This is a genomic window from Streptomyces sp. NPDC049687 (genome assembly GCF_044465285.1).
Lineage (GTDB): Bacteria > Actinomycetota > Actinomycetes > Streptomycetales > Streptomycetaceae > Streptomyces.
The window spans coordinates 276869-296414 of record NZ_JBITLN010000002.1; the positions used below are offsets into that span (position 1 = coordinate 276869).

18 protein-coding genes are annotated in these 19546 nt (G+C 73.0%); 10 read left to right on the plus strand and 8 right to left on the minus strand.

All coding sequences use genetic code 11. The features are described 5' to 3' along the window. Positions 1-8 precede the first annotated feature (8 nt). A complete protein-coding gene (locus ACIBVL_RS06375; protein WP_399092728.1) occupies positions 9-281 on the plus strand; it encodes a DUF6510 family protein in 273 nt (90 codons plus the stop codon). Positions 282-401: 120 nt separating this feature from the next. Here the strand turns inward: ACIBVL_RS06375 and pgm are convergent, their stop codons facing one another. Then, a complete protein-coding gene (gene pgm, locus ACIBVL_RS06380) occupies positions 402-2042 on the minus strand; it encodes a phosphoglucomutase (alpha-D-glucose-1,6-bisphosphate-dependent) (protein WP_399092731.1) in 1641 nt (546 codons plus the stop codon). 153 nt (positions 2043-2195) lie between these two features. Between pgm and ACIBVL_RS06385 the strand changes: the two genes are divergently transcribed. Next, the gene (locus tag ACIBVL_RS06385; protein ID WP_399092734.1) at positions 2196-2864 is read left to right on the plus strand and encodes a lysophospholipid acyltransferase family protein; all 669 of its coding nucleotides are present in this window, start codon (positions 2196-2198) and stop codon (positions 2862-2864) included. Between the two features lie 396 nt (positions 2865-3260). Here the strand turns inward: ACIBVL_RS06385 and ACIBVL_RS06390 are convergent, their stop codons facing one another. The 4 genes from ACIBVL_RS06390 to ACIBVL_RS06405 form a co-directional block, all read right to left on the minus strand. Then, positions 3261-4415, minus strand: coding sequence for a substrate-binding domain-containing protein (locus ACIBVL_RS06390; RefSeq protein WP_399092737.1), 1155 nt, complete (start codon positions 4413-4415; stop codon positions 3261-3263). A 114-nt stretch (positions 4416-4529) separates the two neighbouring features. Then, positions 4530-5729, minus strand: a complete 1200-nt coding sequence (locus tag ACIBVL_RS06395; protein WP_399092740.1) for an ABC transporter permease — start codon at positions 5727-5729, stop codon at positions 4530-4532. Then, positions 5729-7297: a sugar ABC transporter ATP-binding protein gene (locus ACIBVL_RS06400; protein ID WP_399092743.1), complete on the minus strand. Its 1569-nt coding sequence runs from the start codon at positions 7295-7297 to the stop codon at positions 5729-5731. The genes ACIBVL_RS06395 and ACIBVL_RS06400 overlap by 1 nt, the downstream gene beginning before the upstream one ends. Positions 7298-7497: 200 nt before the next feature. Further along, a complete protein-coding gene (locus ACIBVL_RS06405) occupies positions 7498-8292 on the minus strand; it encodes an IclR family transcriptional regulator (protein WP_399092746.1) in 795 nt (264 codons plus the stop codon). Between the two features lie 181 nt (positions 8293-8473). Between ACIBVL_RS06405 and ACIBVL_RS06410 the strand changes: the two genes are divergently transcribed. The 8 genes from ACIBVL_RS06410 to ACIBVL_RS06445 all read left to right on the plus strand — a co-directional run bounded on the left by ACIBVL_RS06410 (position 8474) and on the right by ACIBVL_RS06445 (position 16285). Beyond that, complete coding sequence (locus ACIBVL_RS06410; RefSeq protein ID WP_399092749.1) at positions 8474-9433, plus strand: cyclase family protein; 960 nt, start codon at positions 8474-8476, stop codon at positions 9431-9433. After that, a complete protein-coding gene (locus ACIBVL_RS06415) occupies positions 9433-10521 on the plus strand; it encodes an NAD(P)-dependent oxidoreductase (protein ID WP_399092752.1) in 1089 nt (362 codons plus the stop codon). Before ACIBVL_RS06410 ends, ACIBVL_RS06415 begins: the two co-directional genes overlap by 1 nt. After that, the gene (locus ACIBVL_RS06420) at positions 10518-11459 is read left to right on the plus strand and encodes an NAD(P)-dependent oxidoreductase (RefSeq protein WP_399092755.1); all 942 of its coding nucleotides are present in this window, start codon (positions 10518-10520) and stop codon (positions 11457-11459) included. The genes ACIBVL_RS06415 and ACIBVL_RS06420 overlap by 4 nt, the downstream gene beginning before the upstream one ends. A gap of 3 nt (positions 11460-11462) precedes the next feature. Then, entirely contained in the window at positions 11463-12359 is an 897-nt protein-coding gene (gene gnd / locus ACIBVL_RS06425) for a phosphogluconate dehydrogenase (NAD(+)-dependent, decarboxylating) (RefSeq protein WP_399092758.1), read from the plus strand. A gap of 56 nt (positions 12360-12415) precedes the next feature. After that, positions 12416-13300, plus strand: coding sequence for an NAD(P)-dependent oxidoreductase (locus ACIBVL_RS06430; protein ID WP_399092761.1), 885 nt, complete (start codon positions 12416-12418; stop codon positions 13298-13300). After that, complete coding sequence (locus ACIBVL_RS06435; protein WP_399092764.1) at positions 13297-14070, plus strand: SDR family oxidoreductase; 774 nt, start codon at positions 13297-13299, stop codon at positions 14068-14070. Before ACIBVL_RS06430 ends, ACIBVL_RS06435 begins: the two co-directional genes overlap by 4 nt. Positions 14071-14136: 66 nt before the next feature. Then, a complete protein-coding gene (locus ACIBVL_RS06440; protein ID WP_399092767.1) occupies positions 14137-15192 on the plus strand; it encodes an L-idonate 5-dehydrogenase in 1056 nt (351 codons plus the stop codon). 61 nt (positions 15193-15253) lie between these two features. After that, entirely contained in the window at positions 15254-16285 is a 1032-nt protein-coding gene (locus ACIBVL_RS06445; RefSeq protein ID WP_399092770.1) for a 2-hydroxyacid dehydrogenase, read from the plus strand. Between the two features lie 74 nt (positions 16286-16359). On the opposite strand, the gene ACIBVL_RS06450 is transcribed toward ACIBVL_RS06445, so the two are convergent. The 3 genes from ACIBVL_RS06450 to ACIBVL_RS06460 are packed head-to-tail and all read right to left on the minus strand — an operon-like array spanning position 16360 to position 19543. Continuing rightward, complete coding sequence (locus ACIBVL_RS06450; RefSeq protein WP_399092773.1) at positions 16360-17382, minus strand: TolB family protein; 1023 nt, start codon at positions 17380-17382, stop codon at positions 16360-16362. Then, a complete protein-coding gene (locus ACIBVL_RS06455) occupies positions 17379-18647 on the minus strand; it encodes an MFS transporter (RefSeq protein WP_399092776.1) in 1269 nt (422 codons plus the stop codon). The genes ACIBVL_RS06450 and ACIBVL_RS06455 overlap by 4 nt, the downstream gene beginning before the upstream one ends. Before the next feature lie 5 nt (positions 18648-18652). Then, complete coding sequence (locus tag ACIBVL_RS06460; protein WP_399092779.1) at positions 18653-19543, minus strand: alkaline phosphatase family protein; 891 nt, start codon at positions 19541-19543, stop codon at positions 18653-18655. Between the last annotated feature and the right edge of the window lie 3 nt (positions 19544-19546).

The window sequence follows — 19546 nt, forward strand, 5'->3', positions numbered from 1 at the left end:
AGAACCCCATGGCGCAGACCGCCCCGCATCTCGACGGCAACTGCCTGGCCGGACCGCTCTCGGAGATCCTCTCCGTGGAGGCCACCGCCGCCTGGTGGCGCTGCCCGGAGTGCGCCCGCTCGGGTCCCCTGGCCGAACTGCACGTCTACGGCCCCGAGCCCGGCCTCACCGCCCGCTGCCCGGGCTGCGCCCATGTGGCACTGCGGCTGGTACGGGAGGAGCGGCACGTCTGGCTGACCCTGGGCGGGGGCACGGGCGCCTTCCGCTTCACGCTCGGCTGAGCCGGCGGACCGGGGCACACCGCCCGACCCACCTGGGCCGACGCCCCGCCGCCCGGCGCACCGGGGCCCAGACTTCGCGGACTGCCGTCCCCCGCCTGGCCCCCGGTCCTGCGCTCCGCCTCAGTCGCCCAGCGCCGCCATGACCACGCCCTTGGCCTCCTCCTGGACCCGGGTCAGATGGTCGGGGCCGAGGAACGACTCGGCGTAGATCTTGTAGACGTCCTCCGTGCCCGAGGGGCGGGCCGCGAACCAGGCGTTGGCGGTGGTCACCTTGATGCCGCCGAGCGCCGCGCCGTTGCCCGGGGCCTCGGTGAGCACGCCGGTGACCGCCTCCCCGGCCAAGGTGTCCGCGGTGACCTGCGCGGGCGACAGCTTGGCGAGCAGCGCCTTCTCCTCGCGGGTCGCGGGCGCGTCGATACGGGCGTAGGCGGGCTCGCCGAAACGGTCCGTCAGGGCGGCGTAGTGCTCCGACGGCGTCTTCCCGGTGACCGCGGTGATCTCGGAGGCGAGCAGCGCGAGGATGATGCCGTCCTTGTCGGTGGTCCACACGGAGCCGTCCCGGCGCAGGAAGGACGCCCCGGCCGACTCCTCGCCGCCGAAGCCGAGCGAGCCGTCTACCAGTCCGTCCACGAACCACTTGAAACCGACGGGCACTTCGACGAGCCGGCGGCCCAGGTCACCGGCGACCCGGTCGATCATCGAGGACGACACCAGCGTCTTGCCGACACCCGCCTCGGCGGGCCACTGCTCGCGGTGGGCGTAGAGGTAGGCGATGGCGGCGGCCAGGTAGTGGTTGGGGTTCATCAGGCCCGCGTCCGGGGTGACGATGCCGTGCCGGTCGGCGTCGGCGTCGTTGCCGGTGGCGATCCGGAACCGGTCGCGCTGGTCGATGAGGGAGGCCATCGCGTACGGCGACGAGCAGTCCATGCGGATCTTGCCGTCCCAGTCCAGCGTCATGAAACGCCAGGTGGGATCCGCGAGCGGGTTGACCACGGTCAGGTCGAGGCGGTGCTGCTCGGCGATCCGGCCCCAGTAGGCGACCGAGGCCCCGCCGAGCGGATCGGCGCCGATACGGATGCCGGCGGCGCGGATCGCGTCCAGGTCGAGGACGCTCGGGAGGTCGGCGACGTACGCGCCGAGGAAGTCGTGACGGCCGGTGGTGGGGGCGGCGAGGGCCTGGGCGTACGGAATACGGCGTACGTCCTTCAGGCCGGCCGCGATGATGTCGTTCGCCCGGTCCTGGATCCAGGAGGTGGCGTCGGAGCCGGCCGGGCCGCCGCTCGGCGGGTTGTACTTGAAGCCGCCGTCGGCGGGCGGGTTGTGCGAGGGGGTGACGACCACACCGTCGGCGAGAGCGGTGGTGCGCCCGCGGTTGTGGCTGAGGATGGCGTGCGAGACGGCCGGGGTGGGCGTGTAGCCGTCGGCGCTGTCCACGAGCACGGTCACGTCGTTGGCCGCGAACACCTCCAGGGCGGTGACGCGGGCGGGCTCGGACAGGGCGTGGGTGTCGGCACCGAGGAAGAGCGGGCCGTCGGTGCCCCGGGCGGCACGGTACTCGCAGATGGCCTGGCTGGTGGCGGCGATGTGGTCCTCGTTGAACGCGGTGTTCAGGGACGAGCCGCGATGGCCCGAGGTGCCGAAGGCGACGCGCTGCGCGGGGTCGGCCGGGTCGGGGTGCAGCGCGTAGTACGCGGTGACCAGCCGGGCGACGTCGACGAGGTCCTCGGGGCCGGCCGGACGGCCCGCTCGCTCGTGCTGCATGTGCCCGCTCCTCCATGTGGGTTGACCATTGGCTTGCGGTTCCATCTTCCCCCGTCGTGGTGATCACCCGCGAGGTCTGAGTATCCGTACTCAGGCGGGCCGGGGTAACCGCCCGTCACACTGCTCGTGGATCATCGCTCCCAGGGAGGGCCCGTGTTCAGCCGTACCGTCATCGCCCTGACCCCGTTCTTCGGGCGGCTCACCGTCACGAGTGAGATCAGGATGCGTCTGCCCGCGCCGAGCATCTTCGTGGCCAACCACGACTCCCTGGCCGATCCGGCGGTCGTCATGACCGCGCTGCGCCGCCTGGACCTGCAGCCCGTGGTCCTGGCGACGGCGGGGCTGTGGCGGATCCCGGTGCTCGGCCGGGCGCTGACCCGGGAGGGGCACATCCCCGTCCACCGGGGTACGACCCGTGCGGCGCTGGCCCTCGACGCGGCCGCCGAGGCCCTGGCCGGCGGCCGGCACGTCCTCCTGTACGGCGAGGGCGGCCTCCCCCGCCGCCGCGACGCGGCGCCCACCCCGCCCGAGCCGTTCCGCACCGGCCTGGCCCGGCTCGCCCAGGCGTCCGGCGCGCTGGTGGTGCCGGTGGGTCACGCGGGCTCCCGCCGCATCGCCTCGGGCTCGCCGACGAAACAACTGGCGGGCACCCTGACGGCCCCGGTCCGCCGCCCCCGCTGCCACGTCCACCTCGGCGCCCCGATGCGTCTGCCCGCGGAGACGGACCGCGGCACGACAGCCGCCCGCCTCGCCGTCACGGCGGCCTGGCGGACGGCGGTGCGGGCGGCCGGGGAGCGCGCCCTGGACCACCACGCGCGATAGTCCGGTGCCGGCACCGGAACAGGCGGTGGCGGGCGCCGGCTCCGGGTCCACCACCTCGTCGGTCGAGCCGATGGGCCGACTCGGCGGACCCGGTCGTGGACTAGCGCCAACGTGCCGTGCTCGCCCGCGCACTGGCTGACGAGCGTCCACTGCCCTGCGGGCAGGCGGTCGTCGACGAGGCGCGGCCCGCCGCCGAGGAGGACCGGAAAGACCGTGAGCGCCGGCCGGTCGCCCATGGGGCGATGGGTGCGGTGCGAAGCGGCCCGAACCGGCAGCGGTGATCAGGCAGGACGTCGTCGGGTCGGCCTCCGGCCGGCAGGGGCCGGAGGCCGAGCGCGGCGGTGCCCCTCCCCGGGGCGGGCGGGAGGGGCAGGGGCGGCCCGCGGTCGGGGCGGGTTACTTCCCCCAGAGCTTCCGGTACGCCTCGCGGTATCCGCTGGGGTCCCAGGAGGACTTGCCGCCGCTGTTGTCGGCCGTGGTGATGTGGACCGGGGCGACGTAGCCGCTGGCGGCCTTGCCGGCGAAGGCGCGGTTGAACTCGTCGATCATCTGCCAGCCCTGCTCGGACAGCGGCTCGGGAACCGTCGCCGCCTGGAACTGCTTGCTGTTGATGCGCTGGAAGGCGGAGGGGTCGCCGTCACCCGCGCCGATGCTGAAGGGGGCCGCGTTGCCCTGCTTGCCCGCCGCGCGCAGCGCCGGGGCGGCGTCGGCGAAGTAGAGGTCGTTGATGGCCACCGAGCTGGTCCATTCGGTGCCGAAGCGGGACAGCAGGGCGGACACTTCCTGGGGGGTGCGGCTGCTGGCGTCGGCTATGGGGATGTTGGACGTCGTCAGGATCTTGACGTCGGAGCAGGTGGCGAGTTCCTTCTCGATCAGGTCCGACTTGCCCTTGGCGAAGGGAATGGAGGCGTCGGTGAAGACCACCACGCCGGCCCGGCCGTTGGACTGACTGATGATCCAGTCGGCGCTGATCCTGGCGACGTCCTGCACCTTGGTGGTGACGTTGCTGAACAGCTTGGGGTCCGTGCTGGGCCCCGGGGCGTCCACCGCGTGCCAGCCGATGAGCGGGATGCCGGCGGCGTCGGCCTGCGCGACCTGCTGTGCGGTCGACTTGGGGTCGAAGCCGGAGAGCACGATCCCGTCGGGCTTGACGGCGACGGCCTGGCTGAGCGCGGCCTGGATACCGGCCGGCGTGCCCTGACCGTCGATGATCCGCACGGTCCAGCCGATGGCCTTGGCGGCCTCCTCGACCCCCTCGGCGGCTCCGGCGACTCCCGGGTTGGTCATGCTCTGGGCGACGTAGACGATGGTCTTGCCGGCGGCCGCCTTCGGGCCGGTGGTCGGGCCGTCCCAGGGGGCGTCGACGTCCTCGGCCGCCTTGACCGCCGCCCTGGCCTTGGCGAGGACCGCGGGGCAGCCGGCCTTCGTGTCGGCGACGGCGCTGGCGGTGCCGGCCTCCGAACCTCGGGTGCAACCTGCGGCGAAGGCGGTGGCCACGGCGAGTGCGGCCACTGCTCTCAGGGGCGCCTTGCGGGTGTGGTGGTACGACACGGACGGGCTCCTTGGTGAGGTGCGGGGAGGGAGGGAAGGCGACGGCAGGTGCTCATCGAGGGCACGGCGTCCCGGCTGACGGGCCGCCACGGTGCGCCGCGGCGTCGTTCGGATCTACTCCGTCGGCGTGGACGGCGGCGGGGGCGCGGATTGCGTGGTGGAGACGGAGGTCTGCACGGAGGCTGCCGGTGCGGCGGACGCCGACGGTTCGGACAGTGAGGTGCGGGTGGCGTTGGCGCCGGCGCGCAGCCGGCGGCGGGCGGAGTAGCCGGCCAGGCCGACGGCGAGAAGGAGGGTGCCGCCGTTGAACAGGGAGGTGGCCCAGAACTCGGCTCCGAGCTGCTGGATCCCGGCGAGACCGATGGCGAGGATCGCGACGGCGACGACGGTGCCGGCGGCGTTCGCGCGGCCGGGCCTGATGGCGGTGGAGCCGAGCAGGGCGCCGACGAAGGCGGGCAGCAGGTAGTCCATGCCGACGCTGGGGTTGCCGATCTGCTGCTGGGCGGCGAGCAGGACGCCCGCGCAGCCGACCACGAGCCCGGAACCGGCGAAGGCGTAGATGCCGTAGCGGCGGGTGGGGATGCCGACCAGGTCGGCGGCGCGGGCGTTGGAGCCGATGACGTACAGATAGCGGCCGAGCGGCAGCCGTTCCAGCAGCAGCCACAGGATGACGGCGAGGCCGAGGACGTAGAAGGCGGGGACGGGCAGGCCGAGGAACTTCGAGTCGTAGAGGTCGGTGAAGGCCGGGGGGAGTCCGGTCGGGCCGGGGACGATACGGGCGCCGTCGGTGATCCAGCCGGTGCAGGCGTACAGCACACTGCCCGTGCCGAGGGTGGCGATGAACGAGTCGATCTTGGCGAACTCGACGAGCAGTCCGTTGAAGACGCCGATGATGCCGCCGCCGACGATGACGACGAGACAGGCCATGGGCCAGGGCCAGCCGTTGTTGACGATGAGCTGCATCGTCAACACGTGGGCGAGGCCCAGGCCGTAGCCGACGGACAGGTCGAACTTGCCGGTGACGATGGGGATCATCGCGCCGAGGGCGAGCATGGCCGGGATCGACTGGTTGGAGAGGATCGACGAGATGTTGTCGAGGGTCGGGAAGGTGTCCGGCAGGGACAGGGAGAAGACGAGGAAGAGCAGGACGGTGAGGGTGAGCAGGCCGTAGGTGCCGATCAGGTGGCCGCGCACACGGCTGCCGCGGGTCGGTCCGGCGGTGGGGGTGCGCCTCGTACGCGCGCTCCCGGCCGCATCGCCGTCGCCGGTCGCGGGCCCCTGATCGTGGCGGGAGGATTGGGTCTCGGTGGCCATCAGTGGTTGCCCGTTCCGGTCAGCGCCGGCATGGCCGACGCGGCATGGGTGAGTTCGGTGACGGTGAGGGCCTCGCCGGACAGTTCCGCCGTGACGCGGCCCCGGACGAAGACCAGGGCGCGGTGGCAGACGTCGGCGACCTCCTCGAAGTCGGTGGAGATGAGCAGGACGGCGAGCCCTTCGGCGAGGGCGTCGTCCAGGAGCCGGTAGATCTCGGCCTTGGCGCCGACGTCGACTCCGGCGGTGGGTTCCTCGAGGATCACCACCCGGCGGCTCAGGCGCAGCCAGCGGCCGATCATGATCTTCTGCTGGTTGCCGCCCGAGAGGGTGGCGATCGGCGCCTCGGAGTCGGCGGGGCGCACGCCGAACCGCTCGACGAGTGAGCCCGCCTCGGCGCGTTCCCGGCCGGGGCTGATCCAGCGCCAGGGGGAGCGGGCGTCCGCGCGGGGGTTGGCCAGGAAGTTCTCGCGGACGGTGAGTTCGAGGGCGCAGCCCTCCTCCTGGCGGTTGCTGGTGACGAAGCCGATGCCCGCGTCGACGGCGGCGGACACCGAGCCGGGGCGGTACGGCCTCCCGTCGAGCAGCCCTTCGCCGCCGGTGAGGGGCCGGGATCCGGCGAGAGCGCGGCCGAGGTCCATGTGGCCGGCTCCGGTGAGGCCGACCATGCCGAGGACTTCCCCGGCGCGCAGTTCGAGGTCGACGGGACCGGCGCCCTCAGCGGTGACGCCGGTCAGGCGCAGCACCGTGGCGGCGGAGGCGCCGGCGCTGCGCGGGGCGGCCGGCCGGTGGCTCTCCGGCTCGTGGCCGACGATGTCGCGCACGATCCGGTCGGGGCCGTGGTCGGCGAGGAGTCCCTCGCTGATGAGGTGTCCGTCGCGAAGCACGGCGAAGCGGTCGGCGACCTGGTAGACCTCGTCGAGGCGGTGGCTGACGTAGACGATGGCGTGGCCTCGGTCGCGCAGGGTGTGCAGGACGTCGAAGAGCCGGGCGCAGTCGGCGGCGGGGAGGCTGGCGGTCGGCTCGTCGAGGACGATGAGGCGGGCGCGGGTGGCCAGCGCGCGGGCGATGGCCACCAGGGAGCGTTCGGCGCGCGTGAGGTCGGCGACGGCGGCGTCCGGGTCGAGGTGACCGGCGACTATCTCCAGCGCCTCGGTGCAGCGCCGGCGCACCTGCCGCCAGGACACGAGCCCGGCGCGGCGGGGGTATCCGGTGCCCAGGGCGACGTTCTCGGCCACCGTCATCCACTCCACCAGGCCCAGGTCCTGGTGGATGAAGGACATCTCGGCGCTCGCGGCGCCGGAACCGAGCGGGTGCCCGGCGACGGTGACCTGGCCCTCGTCGGCGCGATAGACACCGGCAAGGATCTTGATAAGTGTGGATTTTCCGGCACCATTGTGTCCCAACAGGGCGAGGACGCTGCCTGCCCGGATGTCGAGGTCCACGTCGGCGAGAGCGAGGGTGCCACCGAACCGCTTGCGCAGGCCGCGGATCGTCACCAAGGGGCGGGAGGCCGCGTGCCCGTCGGGCGACGGAGAACTGGGGGCTGTGTCGTCGGGAGCGTCGTTCACGGACTTCTCCGGGGATGTGCAGGCCGAGGACCACTCCATCGGCTCGACCAGAATCCTGAACTCGTCACAGCATGCTGGTCAAGACTCCCGTCGACATATATTGCTCCAAAGTTACGGCGGCCGTACGGAGAGATTCCGTACGGCCGCCGTCGTCACGATCACCCTGCGGGCCCCCGTCCGGGCGGGCCGGCCACCTCACCTCATCGGCCTCCCGCGGACAGCCCCCGCGGGAGCATGGGGTTCTCCAGGCCTGCCGCTATGGCACGCAGATCCTTCAGCAGCGCTTCACGGAACTCGTCGTCGAGTCGGGCCTTGAGCACGGTGACGCTGATCGCGAAGGGTGCCGAGTCGGTGCGGAACCCGGTGACCGGCACGGCCAGGCAGAGGACACCCGCGGTGGCCTCCTCGTCGTCGATCGCGTAACCCCGCTCCCGGGCCACCGCCAGGTCTTCCAGCAGCGCGGGCACCGAGGTGATGGACCGCTCGCTGAGCGCGGGCAGCGTGCGGCCCCGCAGCCGGTCCTCCGCCACCGCCGGGTCCAGAGTGGAGAGGATGGCCTTGCCCGTCGCCGTGCAGTTCGCGGGGAAGCGGTCGCCGATGTTGGCGGTGAGCCTCAGCGGCTGCGTGCCGTCGTACCTGGCCAGGTAGAGCACGTCCAGGCCGTCCAGGACGGCGACCCGGGCGGTCTCCCGCGAGATGTGCGCGCTGCGCCGGCACAACTCGTAGAAGTCGCGCAGCTGGTCGACCGTGGACAGGTAGCGGCCACCGAGTTCCACCAGCTTGCGCCCCAGGCCGAAGCCCGTGCCGTTGCGCGTGATCATGCCCGCCGCCTCCAGGGAGGCACAGAGGTTCCCCGTCGAGGACTTCGGCAGGTCCAGGGCGCGTGCGATCTCACTGACCGACAGCGGGCGGCCCTCCGCCTCGCCGAGCACGTCGAGGATCGCCACCGCTCGGGTCACCGCCGGGACGAGGCTGCCCGGGTCGCTTGCGCTCACCGTCGATTCCACCCATCATTCTGTTCGTCGTTCAGCATGTTGTTATTGTCTCTCGTCTGTCGCCGAACGACAATGCCGTCGCCGCGCGCTTTGTCATCGGGATTCGCCGAGTCTCCCGACCGTAGCGCGCCTTCCGGGCCGGCCGACGACACCCTCCGAGCCTTGGAGCGCTGAGCACCTCATGACCAGCAGCCCACCCCATTCCCCGCCTCCCCCTCCCGACAACGGCCCCCACCTGTCGCGCGAGGAGTTCGATTCCCTCTTCGACGCCGTGCGGACGTGGGGCCGCTGGACGCCCGCCGACCGCGGCGCGTGGAACCGGGTCACCCCGGCCCATGTCCAGCGCGCCACCGCCCTGGTCCGCAGCGGTACCACCGTCCCCATGGCCCTGCCCTGGAACACGGTGGCCGGCCCCGACAACGGCAAACCCGCCCTGCACTACATGTCCGACCTGGGTGACGTCGAGTCTCCGGAGCCGTCCTGCCACAAGGACTTCATCGCCGTCGACTACCACGGCAAGGGCGTCAGCCACCTCGACGCGCTCTCCCACATCGCCTATCGCGGCCGGCTCTACGACGGCCGCACCGCCCGCGAGGTCGTCGACGCCGGCGGCGCCCACTTCGGCGCGGTCTCCGCCCTGGGCCCCCTCGTGACGAAGGGCGTTCTGATCGACCTGCCCGCCGTGCACGGCACCGACTGGCTCGAGCCCGGTACCGCCGTGCACGCCGAGGACGTCGTCGCCGCGGAGAAGGCGCTGGGGGTGACCATCGGCGACGGGGACGCGGTACTGCTGCGTTCCGGCCACTTCCGGCGCCGCGCCGAGCTCGGCGCCTGGAACCCGGACAACGCGAGCGCCGGCCTCCACGTGGACGCCGTACCCCTGCTGGCCGAGCGCGGGATCTCCCTGCTCGGCGGCGACGGCGACAGCGACGTCCGGCCCTCCCCCGTCGAGGGCCTGCACTCCCCCGTGCACGCCCTCGCCATCACCGCGATGGGTGTACCGCTGCTGGACAATCTGGACCTGGAGGCGCTGTCCGCCGCCTGCGCGGCGGAGGGGCGCTACGAGTTCCTGCTCGTCGTGGCCCCGCTGAACGTCCCCGGTGGCACGGGCTCGCCCGTCAACCCGGTCGCGGTGCTGTGATGGCGGGCGCCCGCCCGGCCGGCGGCCGGTTCACCGTCGGTGTCAGCCGCGACTTCCTCGACGCGGACGGACGCAGCGTATGGGGCGACATCCGGCTCGGCGAGCTGGACGCCGCCGGGGTCGACTGGCACTACCTGCCGCACGACACCGAGGAACTCCGCGCCCCGGACGTCGACGGCCTGGACGCCGTCCTGTTCGCCGGCCCCGCCGTCACCGCCCGCACGTTCGACGGCATCATCCGGCCCCCGCTTCTCTTCTCCCGCTTCGGCGTCGGCTACGACGCCGTCGACCTCGACGCCTGCACACGGCACGGCGCCCTGGTCACCATCACCCCGGACGGCGCCCGGCGCCCCGTCTCCACCGCTGCCCTGACCCTGCTGCTCGCGGTCCTGCACAACGTCACCGCCAAGGACCGGCTGGTACGTCAGGGCCGCTGGTCCGAGAGGGAACAGTGGATGGGGCTCGGGCTCACCGGCCGCCGCATCGGCCTGCTCGGGCTCGGCAACACCGCTCGCGACCTGGTCGGACTGCTGCGGCCGTTCGATGCCGAGGTCATCGCCTACGACCCCTACTGCCCGCAGGAGACGGCCCGGGAACTCGGCGTACGTCTCGCCGACGCCGACACCGTGATGGCCGAGGCGGACGCGGTGATCGTGATGTGCGTGCTGACCGAGGAGACCCACCACCTGGTGGATGCCCGGCGGCTGTCCCTGATGAAGCCCTCCGGCGTGCTCCTCAACGTCGCCCGCGGGCCGATCGTGGACGAGGCGGCGCTGATCGACGCGCTGCGGGCGGGCCGCATCAGGGGCGCCGGACTGGACGTCTTCGAGAGCGAGCCGCCCGATCCGCGCAACCCGCTGCTGAGCATGGACAACGTCGTCCTCAGTCCGCACAGCCTGGCGTGGACCGACGAGATGTCCGCCGGGAACGGCGGGAGCGCGGTGCGGGCCGTTCTGGACGTGGCGAGCGGCCGACTGCCGCGCTTCGTCGTCAACCGGGACGTGTTCGGTCACGCGTACCTCTCCGAGCGGCTGGGCGCCCTCGCGGCGGACAGGGGCCGGCAGACGCCCACGGGGGTCCGCCCGTGAACTCCCCTCCGCCCCGGTCCGAGCCGGTCGGCTTCGTCGGGCTCGGCGCGATGGGCCTTCCGATGGCGGCCAACCTCGCCAAGGCGGGCTTCCGCGTCCTGGCCTGGAACCGGGGCAGCGCGCCACTGGACGCGGCGATCGCCACGGGCTGCCGTGCCGCGGCCAGTCCGGCCGAGGTGGCGGCCGGCGCCCGCACCGTCGTCACCATGCTCCCGGACCTGCCCCAGGTCCGGGACGTGTGGGCCGCCCCGGACGGACTGCTCGCGGGCCTGGAGTCGGCCGCGGCGGACCGGGCGATGGACACCCTCGTGGTGATGGGCACCGTCTCCCCCGTCGCCGTACGCGCCCTCGCCGAGGAGCTGCTTCCCCACGGCGTCCGGCTGGTCGACGCTCCCGTGAGCGGTGGAGTGACCGGCGCCCGCGACGCCACCTTGTCGATCATGGCCGGCGGAAGGGAGGACGTCGTGGAACGCGTCCGCCCGTATCTGGCCGCCATGGGCTCGACCGTACGCCGGATGGGCGACATCGGAGCCGGATCGCTCGCCAAGGCGTGCAACCAACTCGTCGTCGCCGGGACGCTGGTGGCCCTCGCCGAGGCCGTCGTGCTCGGCGAGCGCGGCGGACTCGACCCGGCGGCCCTCCTGGAGGTGCTGGCCGGCGGCCTCGCCTCCTCGGAGGTGCTCGCGCAGAAGCGCCACCACCTCGCCGACAGCGACTTCACGCCGTCCGGCCCCGCCCGCTACCTCCACAAGGACCTCGGCTTCGTCCTGGACAGCGCCACCGACGCGGGCGTCGAACTGCCGCTGTCCTCCACCGTCGCCCACCTGTACGCGGCCATCGACGACCGGGGGCTCGGCGGCCTGGACAACAGCGTTGTTGTCCGGCTCCTGCGTGAGGACAACGGCCCCTCCCACCCGCACCACACCTCGAAGGACTGAACAATGCAGACAGGAATCGTCGGCCTCGGACGCATGGGCGGCAACATGGCGGCGCGCTGGCGCGACCGCGGCCACGAGGTGATCGGCTACAGCCGCACCTCGCCGGACCGTGACGTGAACTCCCTGGAGGAACTGGTCGGCCGGCTCGCCGCCCCCCGCGTGGTCTGGCTGATGCTCCCGGCCGGTGACCCCACCCGCCGGGCGCTCCGGCAGCTGGCCGACCTGTTGTCCCCGGGCGATGTGGTCGTCGAGGGGGGCAACTCGCGCTTCAGCGACGACACCGAGCACGCCCGGATGCTCGCCGAGCACGGCGTCGGATACGTCGACTGCGGCGTCAGCGGCGGTATCTGGGGCCGAGAGAACGGCTACGCGGTGATGTGCGGTGGCGCGGACGAGCACGTCCGCCGCGTGTGGCCCCTGCTGGAATCGCTCGCCCCGGAGGAGGACGGCATCTGCCACGCCGGGCCGGTGGGCGCCGGCCACTACGCCAAGATGGTCCACAACGGCATCGAGTACGGCATGATGCAGGCCCTCGCCGAGGGCTACGAACTGCTGGAGGCCAGCGAGTACGTGCCCGACGTGCCGAAGGTGCTGGCGTCCTGGCGGCACGGCACCGTCGTCCGGTCCTGGCTGCTCGACCTCCTCGTCCGCGCTCTGGAGCAGGACTCGGGCCTGGGCGGTCTCTCCGGCCGGGTCGACGACTCGGGCGAGGGCCGCTGGACGGTCGAGGAAGCGGTACGGCTGGCGGTGTCCGCCCCCGCCATGACCGCCGCGCTCTTCGCCCGCTTCGCCTCCCGCAAGCCGGACGCCGCCCAGCTCAAGGCACTCGCCGCGATGCGGCAGCAGTTCGGCGGCCACGCCGTGCACGCCGTGCCGGCCGTTTCCGCGAGTTCGGCCTGACCCCGGGAAGGGCATCAGCGTTGTTCCCCCCTACGGCATTCGGTTCAGGAGGTCAGGTGTCAGTGGATACGGAGGTGGGCGTCGCCGGGCTCGGAGTCATGGGCTCCGCCATCGCTCGCCGATTGCTCGGGTGCGCACACGCGGTACGCGTCTACGACGTCCGGCCGGAGGCCGTCGCGGAACTCGCCCGGGACGGGGCCGCGACAGCACCGTCACCCGCCGTGCTCTCCGCATCGGGCGTGGTGATCCTCTCCCTCAACACCGCGGAGATCGTGGAGCAGGTCGTCTTCGGGCCGGACGGCGTCCTGAGCACCGCTCCCGACGGGGTGCTGGTGATCGACATGTCGAGCATCGACCCCGGACGCACCCGCGAGTTCGCCGAGCGTGCCGCGAGACTGGGCGCCGGCTGGGTCGACGCCCCACTGTCGGGCGGGGCACCCGGCGCCGAGCGCGGCGGACTGACCCTGATGCTCGGCGGCGAGAAGACCCACGTCGAACGCGCACTGCCCGTTCTCGGCGCCCTGGCCTCCCGTCTGACGCACCTGGGCCCGGCCGGTTCCGGCCAGCTGGTGAAGTCCGTCAACCAGGTGCTGGTCGGCTGCGGATTCGCCGCGCTCGCCGAGGCGGCCGCCCTGGTGCGGGCGGCCGGCCTTCCGCCCCGGCAGGTGCTCGACGCGCTCACCGGAGGCAGGGCCGACTCGGCACTGCTGCAGGAGTTCTTCGTCAAGTTCGCGGAGGCCGACCTCTCCCCCACCGGACGGGTCAGCAACATGGTCAAGGACCTCGACGCCGCCCGCGACCACGCCCGCTCGGCGGGCATACCGCTGCCGGTCACCAACGCCGTCGCCGAACTGCATCGCTGGCTCGGCGCGGCCGGCCACGGCGACGCCGACAACGCCGCGCTGATGCACTACTACGCTCCCCTGGAGGTACGGCCGTGAAGGCTCCCGCCCTGTTCGATCTCACCGGCCGCCGGGCCCTGGTGACCGGCTCCAGCAAAGGCATAGGAGCCGCCCTCGCCACCGGACTGGCCGAGGCGGGCGCCGAACTCGTCCTGAACGGCCGCGATCCCGGGGCACTGGACCGCGCCGGGCGGGAGCTGGCCGAGAGGACCGGGGCCAAGGTGCACACGGCCGCTTTCGACGTCACGGACGAGACGGCCGTACGACGGGCGGTCCGGGAGATCGAGGACGGTGTGGGCCCGCTGGACATCCTCGTCAACAACACCGGCGTGCAGCACCGCGAACCGATGCTGGAGGTCTCGGCGGAGAACTTCGAGCGGGTGCTGCACACCAACCTCACGAGCGCTTTCCTCGTCGGCCGCACGGTGGCCGCCGACATGGTCGCGCGGGGGCACGGAAAGATCGTCAACATCTGCTCCGTACAGACCTGGCTGGCCCGGCCCGGCATCGCCGCGTACGCGGCCTCCAAGGGCGGCCTGGCGATGCTGACTCGCAGCATGTGCGCCGAGTGGGCGGGAGCCGGGCTGACCGTCAACGCCCTCGCCCCCGGCTATGTGGTCACCGAGCTGACCCGGCCGCTGGTGGACGACCCGGACTTCGACTCCTGGATCCGGGGCCGCACCCCGGCCCGCCGCTGGGCCACGGTCGAGGATCTGGTCGGCACGCTGGTGTGGCTCGCGGCACCGGCGTCCGACTTCGTCAACGGTCAGGTGATCGCCGTCGACGGCGGGCTGACCGCGGTCGTCTGACCCACCACCCCCTGCACGCAACCGACGGAAGCAGCCGAAGCGTTCGGCAGAGAGCGGGACGAGAACATGGACTCAGCGACGATGCGGGCCGTGGTGGCGCACGGCGCGGGCGACCTGCGACTGGAGGAGCGCCCGGTACCGGTGCCCGGCCCGGGCGAGGTCGCGGTCGACATCCGGTACGGCGGCATCTGCGGCTCCGACCTGCACTACTGGCGCCACGGCGCGGTCGGGGAGTTCCGGCTTCGCGAACCGCTGGTGCTCGGCCACGAGATCGTGGGCCGGGTGCGCGAGGCGGGCCCCGGCACCCAGGCACCGCCGCCGGGGACACCGGTGGCCGTTCACCCGCTGGCGTCCTGCGGAAAGTGCCGGCGGTGCCTCGTCGGGCGACGCAACACCTGCCTGGACACCGGCTACCTGGGCAGCGCCGCCCGGAACCCCCATGTACAGGGCGGCTTCGCCGACGTCCTCGTCGTACCCGCCGAGCGAGTGCTTCCGCTGCCCGACGGCCTGGACCCGCGGCTGGCCGCGGTGGCCGAGCCGGCCGCGGTCGCCTGGCACGCCGTACGGCAGGCCGGCGAGGTGCGCGGCAAACGGGTGCTGGTCACCGGAGCGGGTCCCATCGGCTGCCTCGTGGTGGCGGCGCTGCGGGCCGCCGGCGCGGCCGAGATCACGGTGACCGATGTGCACGAGGCTCCGCTGGCCGTCGCCAAGCAGGTGGGTGCCACGTCGACCGTACGGGTCGGCGCCGGCGCCGAGGGGCTCGACGAACTCGCCGCGGACCTCGCCATCGAGTCCTCCGGCAGCCCGGCGGGACTGCGCACCTGTGTGTACGGAGTCGACCGGGGCGGCCTCGTCGTGGGCCTCGGCCTCCTGCCGCCCGGAGACACCCCGGTGGCCGCCAACGCGCTGATCACCCGGGAACTGCGGCTCGTCGGCTCCTTCCGCTTCGACGACGAGCTCACCGAGGTGCTCCGCGCGCTGGCCGACGGCCGCCTCCCGGTGGACCCGGTGGTCACCTCCGTACTCGCCGCGGCCGACACGCAGGAGGCGTTCGAGCTCGCGGCCGACCCGGCCCGCTCGTGCAAGGTGCTCCTGGACTTCGGCGAACGGAACACGGCCTGAGGCGGGATCCGGCTCTTGGCGCACTCGCCCCCCGATCCCCTCACCCCCGACGGAGTTCAGCATGTCCGGCTCACCCTCCCGCCACCCCCGCGTGGCGGTCAGTCGCACCGGCCTTCCGGGAGACGGCGTCGAGCACCTCGCCGCCCGCTTCGGCGTCACCGCCTGGCCGGGAACCGCACCGCCGACCCCCGCCGAGCTGGCCGGGCTGGTACGGGGCCGCGAGGGCCTGCTCGTTCTCGGCGGTGACCGTGTCGACGCCGCGCTGCTCGACGCGGCGGGGCCCGGCCTGCGGGTCGTGGCCCTCGCGTCGATGGGCTACGACGGCGTCGACGTGGCAGCCGCCGTGGAGCGGGGTGTCGTCGTCACCCACACTCCCGACGTGCTCGCGGACACCACCGCCGACGTGGCGATGGCGCTGATCCTCATGGCCCGGCGCCGCCTGCCCGCCGGCATGGACGCGCTGCGCCGCGGCGCATGGGGCGCCTTCCGGATGGACGCCTTCCTCGGCCTCGACGTGCACGGGGCCACCCTCGGGCTGATCGGCTACGGCCGGATCGCCCGCGCCGTCGCCCGCAGGGCCGCCGGTTTCGGTATGCGCGTGCGGCACCACCACCCACGGCGGACGGAGGACGACGAACTGTCCCGCTGGGTGCCGTTCGAGGAGTTGCTGCGCACCAGCGACGTGGTGTCCGTGCACACTCCGCTGACGGAGGAGACCAGGGGCATGATCGGCGCCGCCGAGCTCGCCCTGATGAAACCGACCGCGACCCTGGTCAACACCGGACGCGGCGGGGTGGTGGACGAGGACGCCCTGCTGGTGGCGCTGCGGCGCGGGGAGCTGCACTCGGCAGGTCTCGACGTGATGACCGACGAGCCGCGTACGGACCCTGCCGACCCGCTGTTCGCCGAGCCGCACCTGGTGGTACTGCCGCACGTCGGCTCGGCGACGGAGGCGACCCGCGCCGCCATGGTGGACCTCGCCGCCCGCAATGTCGCGGCGATCCTGGACGGCCACTGCGCCCCCACTCCGATCCCGGGGACGCCGGGCCTGCCCGCCCGACACCACGAAGGGGTCCGGCCTCGGGGCTGGTGAGCTCGCGACCCCGGCTGACGGCCCGGGCTGTGCTCCGCGGCCCCCCGCCCGGCCGGGTGTTCCGCGCCGGTGCCTCACCCCAGGTAGGCGGGGGCGACGGCGGACGCCATCAGGCGGCGGGACGTGCCGGTGCCGTCGGCGGGGACGGTCCACAGGTCCGAGCCGTAGTCGCCGGGGAGGGCGTAGACGAGGGTGGAGTCGTCGGCCCACAGCGCCTGGTCGTCGATGTTGCGCTGCTCGGCGGTCGCGGTCTCCTTCATGGTGCGCAGGTCGAGCACGTACAGGCGCCAGGGGGCGTCGGGTGAGGCCCCCTCGACGCGTTTCTTGTAGGCGATCCGGGTTCCGTCGGGAGAGAGGGAGGGGCATTCGACGTTGCGGTGCAGGGTGGTGAGGGTGCGTGCGGTGACGTCGCCCCGGACGAGGTAGGTCCGCCCGCCGGTCGCGAGCGTGGCGTAGAAGCGGGTGTCGTCGGCGAAGGTGACGCCCCAGATGTTGGTGTCCGCGGCGTGGTGAGGGTGGCCGTCCCTGATGATGCGGAAGGTCTCCAGGTTGTCGTCGATCGCCCAGGTGCGGGTGTCGACGATGGCGGTGCGGGTGGAGAATTTCGTGCCGGCGTAGGAGTCTCCGCTGACGAAGACCGTCCAGGCCACCAGGTGGCCGGAGGGCGAGACCCGCGCCCGGGTGGGGATGCCCGCTGCCGGGAAGCGGTGCAGCTCGCGCAGGTGCGCGTCGAGTACCACCGCCCGGTAGCTGTCCTCCAGCGCGCCGTGCACGGCCTGCAGGCAGATGCCGGTCCCGGCCGCCGCGTGGAAGCGCAGGCACTTGACGCCGGACGCGGTGCGCGGGCCCTGCGGGTGGTCGGCGGGCACGGTGGCGATCTCGTCGCGGTGCGGGCCCCAGGCCAGGTTGCGCACGAGCAGCCGGCGGCCGTCCGTCGGGCGCAGCGAGACGGTCCCGGCCCGCACGGTGGGGCCGTCCGCCTGCTGCTCGTCCCGCATGCCCGACCGGTGGGCGGCGTGCAGCACCGCGCCGGTGCCGACGGCCCCCAGCAGCACGACGGCGACCAGCAGGATCACGAGGCGGGTGGTTCTGGTCATGCGGGCACCTCATCGGCGGTACGGAGGACGAACGAGGCCACGACCGTGCCGACGGCCAGCGCGGCGGCGGTGACGGCCAGCGCGGTGTGGCCGCCCCACAGGTTCCAGGCCGCGCCGAAGGCGAGCGAGCAGACGAACCGGGCCAGCGCCTGGCCGGTGCCGACCAGCGCCTGTCCGGCGCCCTGGTGCCGTGCCGGGACGGCGCCCGCGGTGGCGGCGGCGAGGACCCCGTCGGTGGCGGCGTAGAACGTGCCGTGCAGTACGAGGACGGCGATGACGGCCGGGATCCCGTGCCAGGGGCTGAGCACCAGGCCGTAGCCGAGCAGCAGGACGCCGTGGCCGGCCAGGAAGAGCCGTCGCCGGTTGACACGGTCGGCGAGGGCGCCGAGCGGGACGGCGAGGAGCAGGAAGACCGCGGCGGTGCCCAGCGGCAGCAGCGGGAACAGGTGGACGGGCAGGGCTTCCTCGCGCTGGAGGAGCAGATACAGGAAGGAGTCGCTGACGGTGGTGAGCCCGAGCAGAGCGGCGCACAGGGTGAGCCGGCGCAGGTGCGGGCGGCGCAGCAGCGCGAGCGCCTGCCGCAGCGTCGGCCGGTCCGGCTCGGGCGGCCGTACGGCTGTGGTGGGGGCGATGCGGCGGGGTACGAAGAGGACCAGCACCAGGACCCCGAGCGCGGCGACGCAGCCGCTGACCGCGAAGACCGCGTCGTAGCCGTCGACGGTGGCCCGCAGCACGGCGAAGGCGACGAGCGGGCCGAGCAGTGCGCCGGTCGTGTCCATGGCGCGGTGCACCCCGAACGCCCGCCCCCGGTGCTCGGGTTCGGTGGCCAGCGAGATCATCGCGTCCCGGGGGGCCGTACGCAGGCCTTTGCCGGTCCGGTCGGCCGCGAGGACGGCGCCGATCACGGGGAGGGTGTGCGCGAGCAGCAGCATCGGCTTGCACACCGCCGACAGACCGTAGCCGAGGCCGGCGACGACCTTGTGCCGGCGGCCGCCCCGGTCGGCGAGGTGGCCGCCGGCCAGCCGGACCAGGGCTCCGACGCCGTTGTTGATGCCGTCGAGGAGCCCGAACCCGAGGGGTGACAGACCGAGGCCCGCGACCACGTAGAGCGGGAGGACGGCGGTGATCATCTCCGAGGAGACGTCCGTGATCAGGCTGACCGCGCCCAGGGCCAGCACGGTGCCGGGCACGGCGGCCGGCCGCCGCCCCGGACGGGAGTCCGGGACGACGGCGGCCGTGGTGCCGCGGGAGTCCGCGAGATACACCGGCGTCAGTTCCAGATGCCGGTGATGTCGGAGGCCGAGGCGGCGTTGCCCGCGTGGGCGCTCAGACCGGCGAGGTCCTCGAGGGTGCGCAGTACGTTGTAGTGGTTGTAGGTGGTGGAGCTGGAGCTGCCGGGGGCGACGTGCTGCCCGTAGAAGAGGGTGGGGATACGGTTCCCGGAGAGCTTGTTGTCCTCGTCGAAGGTGACGGCGAGGACGCTGTTGTGGGTCTTGGCCCAGGTGGCGTAGGCGCCCAGGTTGTTCTTGATCCAGGTGTCGCCCGTGGAGACCGAGCAGTCGTGCATGTCGCTGCACAGGTTCGGTACGACGAAGGACACCTTCGGCAGGGTCGTGTAGTCGGTCGGGAACTGCGCGAAGGTCTTCGCGGTGCTGGTCGGCACGTTGGAGAAGCCGAACCACGGGTTGTGCTTCTGTGCGTAGTTTCCGCTGCTGCAGGTCGTCGAGCCCTGGCTGGGCAGCGACTCGTTGTAGCTCGCCCAGGTCTTCCCGGCGGCGATCAGCTCCGAGGCGAGGTTCGGCTGGGAGATGGAGCCGACCGAGACGCAACTGTCGTCGGTACGGCCCTGGTTGGAGCCCGAGAACAGCATGTAGTAGTTCGGCTCGCTGGGGTGGGTGAGACCGTAGGACTGCGTGAGGTTGGCGCCACCCGCCTTGAGGGTGTTGTTGAGGTACGGGGCGCTGGAGCTGCCGATCACCTGCGAGTAGGCGTGGTTCTCCATCACCACGACCACCACGTGGTCGGGGGTCGGGAGGGTGGCGGCCTGGGCGGTGGTGGCCGTGGCGGCCCACACGCCGATCGAGGTGGCGGTGAGGGCGACGGCCCCGGCGAGGGCGGCGAGCGGGTGTCGGTTGCGCTTGGGAGCCTTTACGGCGGCCATGAC